This window comes from Trueperella bernardiae, assembly GCF_030246965.1.
Taxonomy (GTDB): domain Bacteria; phylum Actinomycetota; class Actinomycetes; order Actinomycetales; family Actinomycetaceae; genus Trueperella; species Trueperella bernardiae.
In genome coordinates this window covers 1163665-1177880 of the sequence record NZ_CP127099.1, presented here as the reverse complement: position 1 = coordinate 1177880, position 14216 = coordinate 1163665, and the positions used below count along the sequence as shown (strand labels likewise).

Below are 14216 nucleotides of genomic sequence, written 5' to 3'. Positions count from 1 at the left end.
AAGGACACCGTGACAGCTACACCGGAAACGATCGAACAGACCATCGCGGCGGCGCGCGCCGCCTCAGCTGGGAAGGCGACGTCGATCACCGCGATCGACGTGTCCCAGCGGCTTGTGATCACGGACGTGTTCCTGGTTGTCTCCGGCTCGTCGGAGCGGCAGGTGCGCGCGCTGGTTGATGAGATCGAAGAGGGGATGTACAAAATCGGCGTGAAGCGGCTGCGCCGCGAGGGGCTGGAGGGGGAGGCTCACTGGGTCCTGCTCGACTTTGGTAATCTCATGGTGCACGTCCAGCAGGACGAGGACCGCGAGTTCTACGCGCTCGAGCGGTTGTGGGGCGACTGCCCGGTCATTGAGCTACCCGAGGACGTGACGGTGGAGGAGGGGCCGCGTTCGTCGCTGGCGGACTACTTCGCGCCGGCCGACGACGATCTTGCGGCTCGTGCCGCCCGCTCGGCTGACGATGCGGGCGACGACGAAGACGACAGCGATGCTGAAGACGGGGGCGCGCCGGCGGCCGCTGATGAGGCGTGAAGCTGAGGCTGGTTTTTTGGCGGCACGGCCAGACGGTTCAGAATGCCTCGCTGCGGATCCAGGGGTCGCAGGACTATCCGCTCAATGAGGTCGGGCACGCGCAGGCGGCCGCTGCTGCCGGTGCGCTGGCGCGAATGAAGCCCGCGCGGATTTACTCCTCGGATTTGGGGCGCGCGTTGCAAACGGCGCAGTATCTTGCGGATGTGACTGGGCTGGAGGTGCTGCCCGATGCCGGCCTGCGTGAGCGGGCCTACGGCCCATGGGAGGGGCTCAGCTCCGACGAGATCCGTGCCCGCGACCCTCAACAATGGCACGCCTGGCGCGAGGGGCGGGAACCCGAAGGAGTCGGGGTCGAGACCCGGGAGGCCTGCGGGCAGCGCGTGCACGAGGCCATCGAGCGAGCACTGGCCGACGTGATTCGGGAGCTTGGTGAGGCGCGCGTAGCTGGCGAGGGCAATGGCGCGGGTGGCGGGGTTGTTGGCGTGGCCGGCGGGGACGACGTCGTGACGATCGTGTTCGTGGCCCACGGCGGGTCGATTGCGAACGGCGTGATGAGCATGCTGGGGCAGAACCCGTCCGAGTGGGTGGGCCTGCAGGGGATGGACAACTGCCACTGGGCAGTGCTCGAGCCGAGGCCGGCGGCGAATCCGGTGTGGCGGTTGCGATCCTACAATGTGGGCGTGGAGGGCTGAGGCCCGGCGGTGGCGCCCGTGAGTCCCGCCCCGAGCGGTGGCCCATGTTAACCGCCAGGTAGTGAGCCGTTTCACCCACTGGGGGAGGTCCTGGATTGGCGCGGACGGGGAGAACTGAGTAGTATAAATCAAGTCTTGAGGGGCTATGGCGCAGTTGGTAGCGCGCTTCCATGGCATGGAAGAGGTCAGGGGTTCGAATCCCCTTAGCTCCACAGGTGGCCCGGAAACCGCGAGAAATCGAGGTTTCCGGGTTTTTCGTGCCCGCGCTTGACTAACCAGATGAGTAGCGCTGGGCCGGGCGCCGGGGGAGCATGGCACGGTCGGCTCCGGGCCGGCGGAGGGGCCGGCGAAGACGGCGAACTCGGCAACCGCGAACAACGCCAGGTAGCACCAGCGCCCACGCGGGTGGGCGCCGGCGTCCTTCTTCCCCGAGCCGTATACGTGGCGCACCTACGGCGAGCTCAACGAGCGCTTCGCGGCCGCGCATTCGGGCACGACGTACGAGCACGCCTGCGAGCTCCTAGCGGCCTCCCACCTGCGGGTGTTGGACATGATCGCTGGCTTTAGTGACGAGGAGCTGTTCACGAAGAAGTGCTTTGACTAGACGGTGTCGACGAGTTTGGGGTTCTACTTCGTGTCAGCGACCAGCTCCCAGTACGAGTGGGCGGCGAAGAAGACGCGGGCGTACATGCGGCTGCTGTAGGGACTGTGAGATTTGCTCCTAGCCATTGGTGTATGGTGTGCGCACACTGGATGTACGGACGACTCAGGGGGGGCGATGATGGCAAGGAAGAGTGAGTATCAGATGACGCGGATAACTCTCGTATAGATGCTCGAACGAAGCATGAAGCGGAGAAGCTGTTCCGCTCGTTGGGCCTCGATCTGTCGACCGCGTTAAACATGTTCCTCACGCAGGCGGTGCGTGAGCAGGGCCTGCCGATTCGTCCCACGTTGAATGTCCCGAACCGCGTGACCGCCGAAGCTATTGCTCACACGGAGCGCATCCTCGCAGGGGAGATAGCCGATGACGGGGCGACGTTCGACAACGCTGCGGAGGCGATCGAATACCTTGACAACGTGAAGTGAACGAAGACGAGCTTGTTGCCGGCGCGCGGGTAGGTAGGATTGCAGAGACAAGCGAGAAGAGGTGCAAGGGTGGCTGGCAAGTCAATCAATCTGTTCCTGATGGACGGCGATCCGAACGGCCGGATCAAATGCACGCTGGCCAATTGGACGGGCGTGGCATACAAGATTCCCCGCACGATGCTGGACGAGGCGCGCAACATCGATGCACTGAAGCAAACTGGCGTGTACCTGCTCTTCGGTGCGGACCCGACCACGGACGAGCCCGTGGTCTACATCGGCCAGGCGGCCGCGCGGAAGAACGGATTGGGCATCCTCAACCGGTGGGAGGAGCACAAGCGCGACACTGATAAGGACTGGTGGAACGAGGCGGTCGCGCTCACCACGCGCGACAACTCCTTCGGGCAGACCGAGATCAGCTACCTTGAAAATCGCTTCCGCAACATGGCGCTTGAGGCGGGGCGCTATCAGGTGATGAATGGGAACGACCCGGCGCTGGGCAACATCACCGAGGAGAAGGAGAGTGAGATGGACGAGTTCATCTCCTACGCGCGTTTGATCGTCGGCACGCTTGGTTACAAGGTCTTCGAGCCGTTGCTCGCGAAGAAGCGCGTGGTCGAGGTGGTCGAGGCTCCGGAGGACGGCGGCCCGATCTTCACTTTCCGCTACGGCAAGGTGAAGGCGACTGGAACCCGCACCTCGGAGGGATTCGTTGTCATGGCCGGTAGCCACATTTCGCCGACGATGACCAAGAGCGTCCCCGGCAGCGTGGTCAAGAATCGCGAGAAGTACGCGGCCTCCATCACCGCAGACGGCGTTATCACCAAGGACCTCCTCTTCACCTCGCCGTCAGCGGCGGCGGGCTTTGTGGGCGGCGCGTCGCTGAGCGGCAACGTCACCTGGCAGTTGCCCGATGGGCGCACCCTCAAGCAGCTCGAAGCGGAGGAGTGAGCGAACCCGGTTATAGGGCGATGGTCGCCAGGTCCGAGAACGCCTTGAGATCGTCCCACGAGTCGGCGCGCTTAATGTCGTTTTCGTAGGCGGTGAGATAGCCCCGGGTCTGGCCCTCGTAGGTGTCCTCCACCACGAGCCGCCGCACGAGCGCCCCGCACGAACTCCTCGCGGCTCTCGATCTGGTCGTGGATCTTCCTCGCCGGTCTCCAGCGTGTAGCCCTGCCGGGCATCGGCGTGGGGCGGATCGCGGGGACTTTGCGGGTGTCGTGTAGCCTCTCCGTGGTAAACGTTTGGATGAGGGCTTGCAGTTTGTTGTGCGCCGAGTCGAGAGCTCTTGAAGCGTAGTGAGTTTTGTTCCTACCTGTTTTGAGAGTATTAGGAACATGGCGAAAAGGTATTCACCAGAGTTTAAGGATCGCGCGGTGTGGATGGTTGCGGATTGTCTAGGCGATGATCTGATCTGACGTGATGGTCCTTATTGGTGCGCGTTGGATTTTTCTGACGGGCACTAATCGCACAGAGTTTATGTGACCGGATATCTATAACGAAACACCTCCCAGGCATTAGCTGGGAGGTGTTTGTGTTTTGCATGAGCTAGCTGCATAAATAATGAGGAAGCTAGTTCATGTTAGCCGGGTGGGCCCGCAGATTTGCGGACCCACCCGCGCTTGCTTACACGCGGCGGCGTTTGGATACAGCCCAGATTCCCGCAGCGAGCAGGGCCACGCCCACTCCTGCCAGGCCTCCAACTGCTATACCTGTGCGAACCAATGGGGGCCGTGAAGGCGGCGGGGTGTCCTTAGTATTGGTCACCACATAACCATCGGTTGCGCTGCCATTAATAGAAGCCGTGTAGTCAGGCACTTCTACCTCAGCCACCGTGTATGCGATCTCGGTCTTTTCACCGTTAACCGTCACAAACTTCGGCAGGTCCTCAAACGTGGCCTTCCAACCGTCCTTAGCGGTCAGCTCCAAAGACTTACCCGTGTCCTTACCATCAGCCAACAACTTGATAGTCACAGAACCCGGACGGTCCGATTCCACATCACCAGACCACTTCTTCTCCACAGGTACCGAGGTAACGGCAGGAGCGTCCTTAGTGTTAGTCACCACGAACCCGTCTGCTGCGCTACCACTAATAGAAGCCGTGTAGTCAGGCACTTCTACCTCAGCCACCGTGTATGCGATCTCGGTCTTTTCACCGTTAACCGTCACAAACTTCGGCAGGTCCTCAAACGTGGCCTTCCAACCGTCCTTAGCGGTCAGCTCCAAAGACTTACCCGTGTCCTTACCATCAGCCAACAACTTGATAGTCACAGAACCCGGACGGTCCGATTCCACATCACCAGACCACTTCTTCTCCACAGGTACCGAGGTAACGGCAGGAGCGTCCTTAGTGTTAGTCACCACGAACCCGTCTGCTGCACTACCACTAATAGAAGCCGTGTAGTCAGGCACTTCTACCTCAGCCACCGTGTATGCGATCTCGGTCTTTTCACCGTTAACCGTCACAAACTTCGGCAGGTCCTCAAACGTGGCCTTCCAACCGTCCTTAGCGGTCAGCTCCAAAGACTTACCCGTGTCCTTACCATCAGCCAACAACTTGATAGTCACAGAACCCGGACGGTCCGATTCCACATCACCAGACCACTTCTTCTCCACAGGTACCGAGGTAACGGCAGGAGCGTCCTTAGTGTTAGTCACCACGAACCCGTCTGCTGCACTACCACTAATAGAAGCCGTGTAGTCAGGCACTTCTACCTCAGCCACCGTGTATGCGATCTCGGTCTTTTCACCGTTAACCGTCACAAACTTCGGCAGGTCCTCAAACGTGGCCTTCCAACCGTCCTTAGCGGTCAGCTCCAAAGACTTACCCGTGTCCTTACCATCAGCCAACAACTTGATAGTCACAGAACCCGGACGGTCCGATTCCACATCACCAGACCACTTCTTCTCCACAGGTACCGAGGTAACGGCAGGAGCGTCCTTAGTGTTAGTCACCACATAACCATCGGTTGCGCTGCCATTAATAGAAGCCGTGTAGTCAGGCACTTCTACCTCAGCCACCGTGTATGCGATCTCGGTCTTTTCACCGTTAACCGTCACAAACTTCGGCAGGTCCTCAAACGTGGCCTTCCAACCGTCCTTAGCGGTCAGCTCCAAAGACTTACCCGTGTCCTTACCATCAGCCAACAACTTGATAGTCACAGAACCCGGACGGTCCGATTCCACATCACCAGACCACTTCTTCTCCACAGGTACCGAGGTAACGGCAGGAGCGTCCTTAGTGTTAGTCACCACGAACCCGTCTGCTGCGCTACCACTAATAGAAGCCGTGTAGTCAGGCACTTCTACCTCAGCCACCGTGTATGCGATCTCGGTCTTTTCACCGTTAACCGTCACAAACTTCGGCAGGTCCTCAAACGTGGCCTTCCAACCGTCCTTAGCGGTCAGCTCCAAAGACTTACCCGTGTCCTTACCATCAGCCAACAACTTGATAGTCACAGAACCCGGACGGTCCGATTCCACATCACCAGACCACTGCTTTTCAACCTTGATCGACGTGGGAGGTTCGTTAACGATTTCAACCTCGATCGTCTTTGTGTCTTTGTTTTGCGACAATACAGCGTCGTGAGCCATGTAGCCTTTGACTTCATGCTCAACGAAGGTCAGCGGGATAGTCTCGCCCGTCTTGGCATCAATGAGCGTGCTCGGATCGGGATAGTTGGCTAGCTCGGCCTTCCAATCGTTCTTCTTTGTGAGCTCGACGGTCTGCAACGTCTTGTCACCAAGTTTCACGTCCACCGAAATGCTCTCGGGGCGATCTTCTGGATCATCATTAGCCCACTTCTTTTCCAACTTCAGTTTCCACGCATCAGGCTCGCCAAAAGTTAGCTTGCCGTTGTTGGCAATGCCAGCCCCGGAAATACCAGTGCCGGTGGCGACGTTATCGGTGATCTTCACAGTCGCAAGAATCTCCGCGATAGCCTTAGCGTCGGGCGTTGGGACCGACTTGAAAGCAATGTTGTTAGTAACCTTTTCGTTTGGTTTGATGGCGGTGTTGTCTCCATCAGCTGAGTAGCGCGGAACCTTTCCCTTAGCGGACCAGTTACCGTGAATACCATAAATCGAACCGTCCTGATACCAAGCGCGAGGGCTACCACCGAGCATACGCTCAGTAACCTCGACCGCATGACCTGCTACCGGCTCATCGAACTCGTGTTTGATGATGCTAGCGAAATCATGGCCGGCACCCTTATTTTGCCCCTTAAAGACATCGGGTGCCACATTGTCAAAAATCGCCACGCCGCGCGTCACGTGCATAACGGTAGAACCCGTGGGGCAGTTCCAGACACCGCCGCCTTGAGCACTCACAGGATGGTTGCCGGCTTGGATGAGAAAACCGGGCTTGATGACGTTGTCACGAATGAGACCGTTGTAAATCGTAACCTCGGCTTTGGTGTCGCTGTACATTGCGCCACCGCCCCAGAAGCCATTAGAGGTGTTACCGCTCAAAACTGCAGCGTGGATCACAGCCTTCGTAGTTCCATTGAAGGCAACGCCTCCACCAGACCTCGCAGCGTTGTTAGAAGATATATCGGCGCCGGCAATATCGACCTTCGTATCGCCCTCTGTGTAGATCGCACCGCCGGAACCAGTGGACACGTTCTTTGTAAACGTTGCGCCGCTGATGTTCAGCATGCCTCCACTTTGAAAGAGGCCGCCGCCGACGCCTTTGTAATCCCCGTTGTTGTTCCCTTGAACGACAAGGCCGCCTGACAGAGCAACGTCGCTATTGATAAAGGCAAGACCAGCACCGATCTCCGTGATGTTCTCCTGCACGGTGCCTCCAGTTATATTCACCGAGGTTCTCTCACCGTAAACTGCGCCGCCGCGGCCATTGTAATTGGGGTGGCTAACCACGTTTCCAATTAACGTTCCGCCCGTCATCTCGAAAGTAGGCGTTCCGCCATCTCGCGCCCATAGGCCAATCGCGCCGCCGTAACGCAGTCCATGATTGCCGCTAAGCTTTCCGCCCTCTACTCGCACGGTGCCGTTGTAGGCAGTGATTGGAGAATATTTTTCTTTTTCTACCCCTGCCGGGCGAAGTTCACCAGACTCATCTGAAACGTTGTTACCAGAAAACTCAGCGTCTCCACCTATTTTTAACGTTCCTCCGTTAACAAAAATGACCGGGCCGGTTACCGCAGTGTCGCGGATCGCGCCGCCCACAAGGTTCATATCGCCCGCAACGCTAAACTGCGCGTTTGTGAAAGTCGGGCCGGATAGGGTGAGCGTTCCTCCCTCTTCTACCGTGAAGAGTGGGGACCCATTTCCGCTGATCTTTCCGCTACCCGTTAGGGTGACTCGTTTCCCCGCGGGCACAACCAGCGGCTGCGCCCCGTTTTCCACGGTTATTTCTGATTCGATTGACAGTTCTGTTGACTCGCCGTCACCAAGACCACTAACCGCAGTAATAACGTCGTCCCAGGAATTAATATCAGCTGCCTGAGCTACTCCGCCAGTCAACCCGACTGTTGCCAACACTGTGGCCAGCAAAATTCCTAACGACCGCATCCAACGGCCCATCATTATTTGCTCCTCTCACAACAGCGGCCTCTGGTCTGCTAAACAACGGGCCAGATCACGCGTATCGTAATTTCGAGTCTTTCACATTTTGGACTTAATTCCCAAGCCTTTATCGCGATCATTTGCGTGAACGAATTCTTTTGTGTTTCCGGCAACTCTTCGCGCCGGGCGACATGCCGGATCGTGTCCGACGATCCCGCTAGGTGTTGGCTCGCATCGTGATAATCTTGTCGACATAAAGTAATATCTTGTTTCTTCACGATTCCTTTGACAGCATAGTTTCGTCCTATAAGCTCTCCGGCCGTATTCCGAAGCTTGTGTTGCACTCTGAAGAAAGTGGAAAAGTGAAAAGCATAAAGAACTACAGGTTTCTCCCAGCCTTGTGGGTAGCATGTTTAACAGTATTTCTAGTGGTGATGGGCACCGGCCTTCCTCCGGTTGCCGAGGCCGCGCCAGAATCCCCCGACAGGCAGGTCCTAAAGTGCTACGAAGAGGGCCGGGTTCTGTACTGTGAGCCGGACCATCTAGAAAAACTCATCGCGCAGGCTGGAACTACACCGACCAGGATCGAAATTGGTAACGGTACCGAGACTTTGCTGACGAAGACCATCGTCATTCCCGCTGGCGCAGATATTGAGCTAGTGGATGCAAACACAGCTGCGTGGTCATCAGAAAGCAAGATCATTCGCGATGATGGTGATTTCACGGGCAGCCTACTGAAGGTTGAAAAGGGTGCAAAACTAACCCTCTCTGACGGAACTGGAAACGGTGCGGGCATCACTATTGACTCGCGCGCACAATACGAAAATGTTGTAAAGGGCTCCAGCTTCTCCCCAACCATTCTCGTGGAAGGCGAACTAGTGATGAACGCCGGCACTGTTACGGGTGCACGTAAGATGAGTAACGGCGGCGAGGGTGCAGTTACCGTCAAGGGCCGGGACGCAAAGTTCACCCTTAACGACGGTAAGATCACTGACAATCAGCGCAAGGGAGGCCAGTTTGGTGCGGCGAACGTCGCATTGACTGACGGCGCTACGATGGTGATGAACGGCGGCGAGATTTCTGAGGGGCAATCCGATTACAGCCCATACGCATACGGAGAAGCTGGTGGCATCGGTGTTTTTAGTGGTGCCCATCTAACAATTAACGGCGGCACGCTGACTGACAACACTGGTTGGGCCGGCAATATCAACGTGAGCCACTGGCTGAATGAGAGCAACGTAAAACCCGGCGATGACACATCGGACACGCGCTCAACGCTAGTGTTCAATGGCGGCGAAATCTCGCGGGGTAAAGCAGCTTTTGCCGGTGGAGGTATCGATATCTTCGGAAATGCTGACGTCACTATGAATGGTGGTACCATCGCGGACAACCAAGCGCCAAACGGCGGCGGCGTAAACGTGATGGATATGTACATTAACGGCGATCCTAACACTTACCAAGAGATCGATTCGGACGGCAGCCGATGGACGAAACAGCATTTCGGGGAGCGTAAACCGCAAGAATGGACCAAGGTCTCTCCCGCCCGATTCACAATGAACGGGGGCAGCGTGGTGCGTAATAGCGCCACTCGCACCGGGGGCGGTATTAACGTGATATCGAATGCCGTGAATCTCAATGCCGGCTTGATTGAAGGGAATAATGCCAACCAGCAGGGCGGCGGCGTCTACGTCGCGACGAAGTCTTATACCGCTCACTTCATGGACACGCTCATCACTGAGAACAGCACAACCAAAGGAAGCTTTGTTGGAGTCGGCGGCGGTGTTTGGCTCTGCCCAACAGGTAGCATGAAGATTCACGTCACGAATGGCGTAGCAGTATTCGATAACAAATCTCCAAGCTCTAACGATCACCACTGGGGCGACGATATTGCGCATGACGCCTATGGTGGTTCCACTTCCGCACGTATGCTTATCGATCCGCGTATGCTCGGTGGCGGTGAGTCCACCCTCTACAAGGATGGCGGCTACAACAAGCCGCGTTTCGATGCCGAGAATCCTGGTAAAAAGCAGGTGTTCGATGGCGAGGAGCGCGAGTCCGACGAGTCCAGTGATTACCGAACCTCGCTTCAAAACGCAGGCCTAAAGACCATTACTGATCAGAATGCTAAAGGCAACGCGAAATCCTGGGCAAGGTTGAGGATTACGAAGAACCAGGCTCCGCGTGGTGGCGGTATTGGCTCAAACGGTGGCCTTGAATTCGGAACCCCCGAAAAGACTGAGGTGCAGGTTTCCAAGGCGTGGAAGGACGCAGAGGGCAACGACCTTGACGACGCTTCCAAGGTTGCGGTCAAGGTGCAGCTAGTGGGATCAGTTGGCAAAGACACGTTCTACATTGGCCAGCCGGCTCAGCTGAATGCGGACAACAACTGGACGCATACGTTCAAGGACCTGCCTAAAACCAAGACCGTTGACGGCAAGCAGGTAGAGGTCAAGTACTCGGTTGAAGAGCAGGGCGTTGACGGAGTCAACACAGTTGAGTTGGGGGGCACGGCGCTGGACGGCTTGACGATCACTGCCCCATTAGCAATGTCACCTGTTAACGTGCAGCTCCTTCAATCTACCGACGGCATTAACAAGAGCCCCGTGGGTGATCCAGTAGTGCTCGATGAGACGAATGACTGGACGTATACCTTTGAGAGCCTCCCGGCCACTAAGACCATTGGCGAGGAGAATTCCGAGAACGCCAAGGAACTCAAGATCTCCTACTCCGTCAAGGAACTAGGCGTCAGCGGATTCACTATCAAGGTAGAAGGTGACGCGGTAGACGGCTTCACTGTCACGAACACTGAGGTACCTCCCACCACGAAGGTGGATGTAACCAAGGTTTGGAAGGATCATGCGGGTAAAGATCTTGATCCGGGTTCAACAAAACCAGTTGAGGTTCAGCTGACCAGAACGATCAATGAGGAAACCAACCCAGTTGGTGACCCTGTCGAACTAAACGCTGAGAACGAATGGAAGCACACGTTCATAGATCTTCCTCAGTTCGTGATCATTGACGGTAAGCGCGCAAAAATCACTTACGCGGTTGAAGAGCTCTCTGTTGAGGGCTATACGGCTTCTATTAGTGGTAGTGCAGCAGACGGGTTCGTGGTGACTAACACTAAGGACGCTCCTGCCGTTACCTCGGTACCTGTGGAGAAGAAGTGGTCTGGTGATGTGGAATCGGACCGTCCGGGTTCTGTGACTATCAAGTTGTTGGCTGATGGTAAGGACACGGGTAAGTCTTTGGAGCTGACCGCTAAGGACGGTTGGAAGGCCACGTTTGAGGACCTGCCGAAGTTTGTGACGGTTAACGGTGAAAAGACCGAGATCGCATACACGGTGGCTGAGGTAGAAGTGCCTGACTACACGGCTTCTATTAATGGCAGCGCAACCGATGGTTATGTGGTGACCAACACCAAGGACACGCCTCCGGGGCCGACCCCGCACAAGCCAGAAAAGCCGCGTGACCCGATGCCACGCACGGGTGTTGAGATCGGCATGACCGTTGCCCTTGCGCTTGGCCTGCTTGGCGCTGGCGTGGCGCTAGTTAGGCGAAACCGGGCGTAACAACACGCCACGCGCAACCTAACAAACAGGTAGCGCTTAGCCCGTAACAGTTTGGCCGGCCACTCCAAGTGAAGTGGCCGGCCAAACTCATTTAAAGCATGTAGCGCGCGGACTTTATCCTACTGGGGGTGCCGACCGCGCGCGTCCTCGTCGCACATCAACGTGTGGGTCTCGCAGTAACGCGGATCGGACGGGTCTACCCACGTGTAACCGTACTTGCCGGCCTCCGCGGGATCAGCGCCTTGTCCTTACCACGCCAGCTGAAGCCGGTGAGCTGTCATCTACCATCCCTTAATCGCTGGTGGCGGTGCTGTCCTACTGCTCGAGCAGCTTGTTCACCCGCTCCACCTTCGCCGTGATCTGGCCCGTGTAGCCCGGGCGGATGTCGGCCTTCATCACCAGCGAGATGCGCGGCGTGCGCTTCTCCAGCTCCTCCACGCACGCCTTGACCACGGCCATCACCTCATCCCACTCGCCCTCGAGGGTGGTGAACATGGAGGTGGTCTCGTTCGGCAGTCCCGACTCATTGACGATCTTCACCGCCGCGGCTACCGCCTCGGAAACGGAGCCGTCGGGCTGGTCGGAGGTTTGCGGGGCGATCGAGAACGCAAGAAGCATGGTATTTCCTTTCATCAAGAACCGCCCCAAGTTTATGCGATTGTGCGACCTTCGGCACTTTCGCACAAGGTGCCCGTGGGCCGTGCTACAACGCTCATATACTTGTGCCACCGTGCCAAAGACATGTCACGATGCCGAACAGAAATGGAGACAAACATGCCGCTGTGGGAGTTTATTGGATGGGCGGGATCCGTGCTCGTGATCGTCTCGCTCATGGTGCCAAGCATCCGCCGATTCCGGGTGCTTAACCTCCTGGGCTCCTTCATCGCCACCGTCTACAACATCTACTTCGGCATTTGGCCCTACGCCGCCATGAACGGCGTGATCGTCATCATCGACGCCTACTGGCTGTGGCGCCTCACCCGCGACGACGGGGAACGCGGCTACTCCGTGCTCGACGTCGACGCCGGAGAGTCGCTGGTCGCCCGCTTCCTCGACCGCCACGCCGCCGCCATCGCCGAGGCCTTCCCACGCTTCGACCGCGCTGCCCTCCCCAGTGCCCGCGCCTTCCTCCTCATGCACGAAGACGAGGTCATCGGCCTGTTCGCCCTCCGCCCAGAGGGCGACACCGGCCACATCCTCATCGACTACGTCACCGAACGCTTCCGCGACCTTACGCCCGGCGCGTTCCTCTACGGCAACGCCTCGCTGTTCGAGGGCCTCGCGGTTAACTCCGTGGCGGTGCCCCTGCGCGACGCCGCCGACCCCGTGTACTTTGCCAAGCAAGGCTTCGCCGATCGCGGCGACCTGCTGGTCCGCGGCGTCTGAGATTTAGGGGGCGGGCGCTGGGGCGGCGGGCGCGGGGATGATCTGCCGCAGCTGGCTCAAGGCCGCCGAGAGTTTCTCCCTGCTACCGGCACCCAGACCGACCACGATGCCTGGCCGCCGACCCCGCCCCGACCAATACTGACCGAGTGACTCCACCGCCAACCCCGCGTGCCGTGCGCGGGCGAGGGCGGTGGTTTCGTCGTCGTCGGACAAAGGAATAATGGCGCCAAGCCCGCCGTCCATCGTGCGGCCCTCGGGGAAAATCCGCTCGAACAAGCCGCGGCGGTGCTTGTATTCGCGGCGCATGCGGGCCGTGTGGAGGCGAAGGCCGTCGGCGGCGAGGAAGTTGGACAGCGCGTCCTGGGCGATGCCGGAGACGGGGATGAGGCGGGCCTCGATAGCGGCGCGCAGCCCAGGCGGGGCGATCACGTAGCCGAGGCCGAGGGCGGGCGTGAGGGTCTTGGCGAAGGAGCCGAGCAGGGCGGTGCCTGTGGGGTCGAGCGCCACGAGCGCGGGGTGGGTGGCGCGCAGTTCGGAGTCGTAGTCGTCCTCGATGAGGAGCGCGCCCGGGGTGGCGCGGCGCCATTCGACCAGCTCGCGGCGGCGGGATGCGGGCATCTGCAGGCCGAAGGGGAACTGGTGATTCGGGGTGACGAGTGCGGCGGCGGGCGCGAGGACATGAAGCGCCGCCGGGGAGAGGCCCTCGCCGTCTGTGGTGACCGGCATGGCGTCCCAGCCGATTGAGGCCGGCACCGCGCGGAGCGAGCCAAAGCCTGGGTCCTCGACGGCGAGGCGGTGGGGGTGGCTGGTTTGGGTTTGGCCGGTTTGGGCGGAGGCGGCGAGCGCGGCGAGGGTGGCGCGCAGGCCGTCGCGGGCGCCGGCGGTGATGAGGATCCGCTCCGGGTCGATGCTGACGGCCCGGGTGAGGCGGAGGTGCTCGGCGAGCAGATAGCGCAGGCGCGGCGAACCCGGGCTGGGGTAGGCGTGCGGTTCGGCCACGGCGGCCCGCCAAGCTGCGCGCCAGGCCGAACTGGTCAGTGCCTCTAGGGGCGCGCCAGGGCGGAGCAGGGACGGGGGTGACGGTGTTATTGGCGAAGGTGAACGAGGGGAGGAGGGCTGGGCGGTGTCGACGAGGGCCGGGTGAATGCGGCTGCCCGAGCGGGAGGCGAGGAGGATGCCCTCGCCTTCGAGCTGTTCGTAAGCGCTGACAACGGAGCCGCGGGAGACGCCGAGTTCGTCGGCGAGGGCGCGGGTGGAGGGGAGGCGGTCGCCAGGGGTGAGAGAGCCGGACTCGAGGCGGGCGCGGATGTCGGCGACGATGGTGGCGGGAATGGAGGGCACGGGGTACTTCCTGGGATGCGGGGGTATGGGTGGTCTAAAAATGTAGGCGAGAAGTGGACTTAATTGTAGACCATACGCGGGC

The 14216-nt window shown here is 59.1% G+C and carries 11 protein-coding genes, 1 tRNA gene and 1 pseudogene; 8 read left to right on the top strand and 5 right to left on the bottom strand.

The window, feature by feature from the left end; translation table 11 throughout:
- The first annotated feature begins 9 nt into the window (after positions 1–9).
- From rsfS to QPC17_RS05450, 6 genes and pseudogenes are all read left to right on the top strand, one after another.
- The gene (rsfS, locus tag QPC17_RS05475; RefSeq protein WP_068539132.1) at positions 10–534 is read left to right on the top strand and encodes a ribosome silencing factor; all 525 of its coding nucleotides are present in this window, start codon (positions 10–12) and stop codon (positions 532–534) included.
- Complete coding sequence (locus QPC17_RS05470; RefSeq protein ID WP_062613753.1) at positions 531–1226, top strand: histidine phosphatase family protein; 696 nt, start codon at positions 531–533, stop codon at positions 1224–1226. The genes rsfS and QPC17_RS05470 overlap by 4 nt, the downstream gene beginning before the upstream one ends.
- A 139-nt stretch (positions 1227–1365) precedes the next feature.
- Positions 1366–1438 (top strand) — tRNA-Ala (locus QPC17_RS05465).
- Positions 1439–1704: 266 nt separating this feature from the next.
- Positions 1705–1830, top strand: a pseudogene (locus QPC17_RS05460) (ClbS/DfsB family four-helix bundle protein); the annotation flags it as partial.
- 266 nt (positions 1831–2096) lie between these two features.
- A complete protein-coding gene (locus QPC17_RS05455; RefSeq protein ID WP_236698677.1) occupies positions 2097–2312 on the top strand; it encodes a type II toxin-antitoxin system RelB/DinJ family antitoxin in 216 nt (71 codons plus the stop codon).
- Positions 2313–2381: 69 nt separating this feature from the next.
- Entirely contained in the window at positions 2382–3260 is an 879-nt protein-coding gene (locus QPC17_RS05450; RefSeq protein ID WP_068539130.1) for a GIY-YIG nuclease family protein, read from the top strand.
- A gap of 10 nt (positions 3261–3270) precedes the next feature.
- Here the strand turns inward: QPC17_RS05450 and QPC17_RS05445 are convergent, their stop codons facing one another.
- The 3 genes from QPC17_RS05445 to QPC17_RS05435 all read right to left on the bottom strand — a co-directional run bounded on the left by QPC17_RS05445 (position 3271) and on the right by QPC17_RS05435 (position 8113).
- Positions 3271–3408 carry a hypothetical protein gene (locus QPC17_RS05445; protein ID WP_160326876.1) on the bottom strand — a complete coding sequence of 46 codons (138 nt, stop codon included), beginning with the start codon at positions 3406–3408 and terminating at the stop codon, positions 3271–3273.
- A 527-nt stretch (positions 3409–3935) separates the two neighbouring features.
- Positions 3936–7856 (bottom strand): Cna B-type domain-containing protein, encoded by a 3921-nt coding sequence (locus QPC17_RS05440; protein WP_285347072.1) that lies wholly within the window; start codon positions 7854–7856, stop codon positions 3936–3938.
- Positions 7857–7891: 35 nt separating this feature from the next.
- A complete protein-coding gene (locus QPC17_RS05435) occupies positions 7892–8113 on the bottom strand; it encodes a hypothetical protein (RefSeq protein WP_143602190.1) in 222 nt (73 codons plus the stop codon).
- Between QPC17_RS05435 and QPC17_RS05430 the strand changes: the two genes are divergently transcribed.
- Positions 8102–11407 (top strand): Cna B-type domain-containing protein, encoded by a 3306-nt coding sequence (locus QPC17_RS05430; protein WP_285347071.1) that lies wholly within the window; start codon positions 8102–8104, stop codon positions 11405–11407. The genes QPC17_RS05435 and QPC17_RS05430 overlap by 12 nt on opposite strands.
- Positions 11408–11722: 315 nt before the next feature.
- Here the strand turns inward: QPC17_RS05430 and QPC17_RS05425 are convergent, their stop codons facing one another.
- Complete coding sequence (locus QPC17_RS05425) at positions 11723–12025, bottom strand: thiamine-binding protein (protein ID WP_062613757.1); 303 nt, start codon at positions 12023–12025, stop codon at positions 11723–11725.
- Positions 12026–12181: 156 nt separating this feature from the next.
- Here QPC17_RS05425 and QPC17_RS05420 point away from each other — a divergent pair, with 156 nt between their 5' ends.
- Positions 12182–12793 carry a hypothetical protein gene (locus QPC17_RS05420; RefSeq protein ID WP_251769558.1) on the top strand — a complete coding sequence of 204 codons (612 nt, stop codon included), beginning with the start codon at positions 12182–12184 and terminating at the stop codon, positions 12791–12793.
- 3 nt (positions 12794–12796) lie between these two features.
- Here the strand turns inward: QPC17_RS05420 and pdxR are convergent, their stop codons facing one another.
- Positions 12797–14134: a MocR-like pyridoxine biosynthesis transcription factor PdxR gene (pdxR, locus tag QPC17_RS05415; protein WP_285321700.1), complete on the bottom strand. Its 1338-nt coding sequence runs from the start codon at positions 14132–14134 to the stop codon at positions 12797–12799.
- Positions 14135–14216 lie beyond the last annotated feature (82 nt).

What these genes read in the sequence shown, in the direction of transcription:
- QPC17_RS05440 (WP_285347072.1), bottom strand. Translation starts at nt 7,856, where the DNA reads ATGATGGGCCGTTGGATGCGGTCGTTAGGAATTTTGCTGGCCACAGTG.
- QPC17_RS05425 (WP_062613757.1), bottom strand. Translation starts at nt 12,025, where the DNA reads ATGCTTCTTGCGTTCTCGATCGCCCCGCAAACCTCCGACCAGCCCGAC.
- QPC17_RS05420 (WP_251769558.1), top strand. Translation starts at nt 12,182, where the DNA reads ATGCCGCTGTGGGAGTTTATTGGATGGGCGGGATCCGTGCTCGTGATC.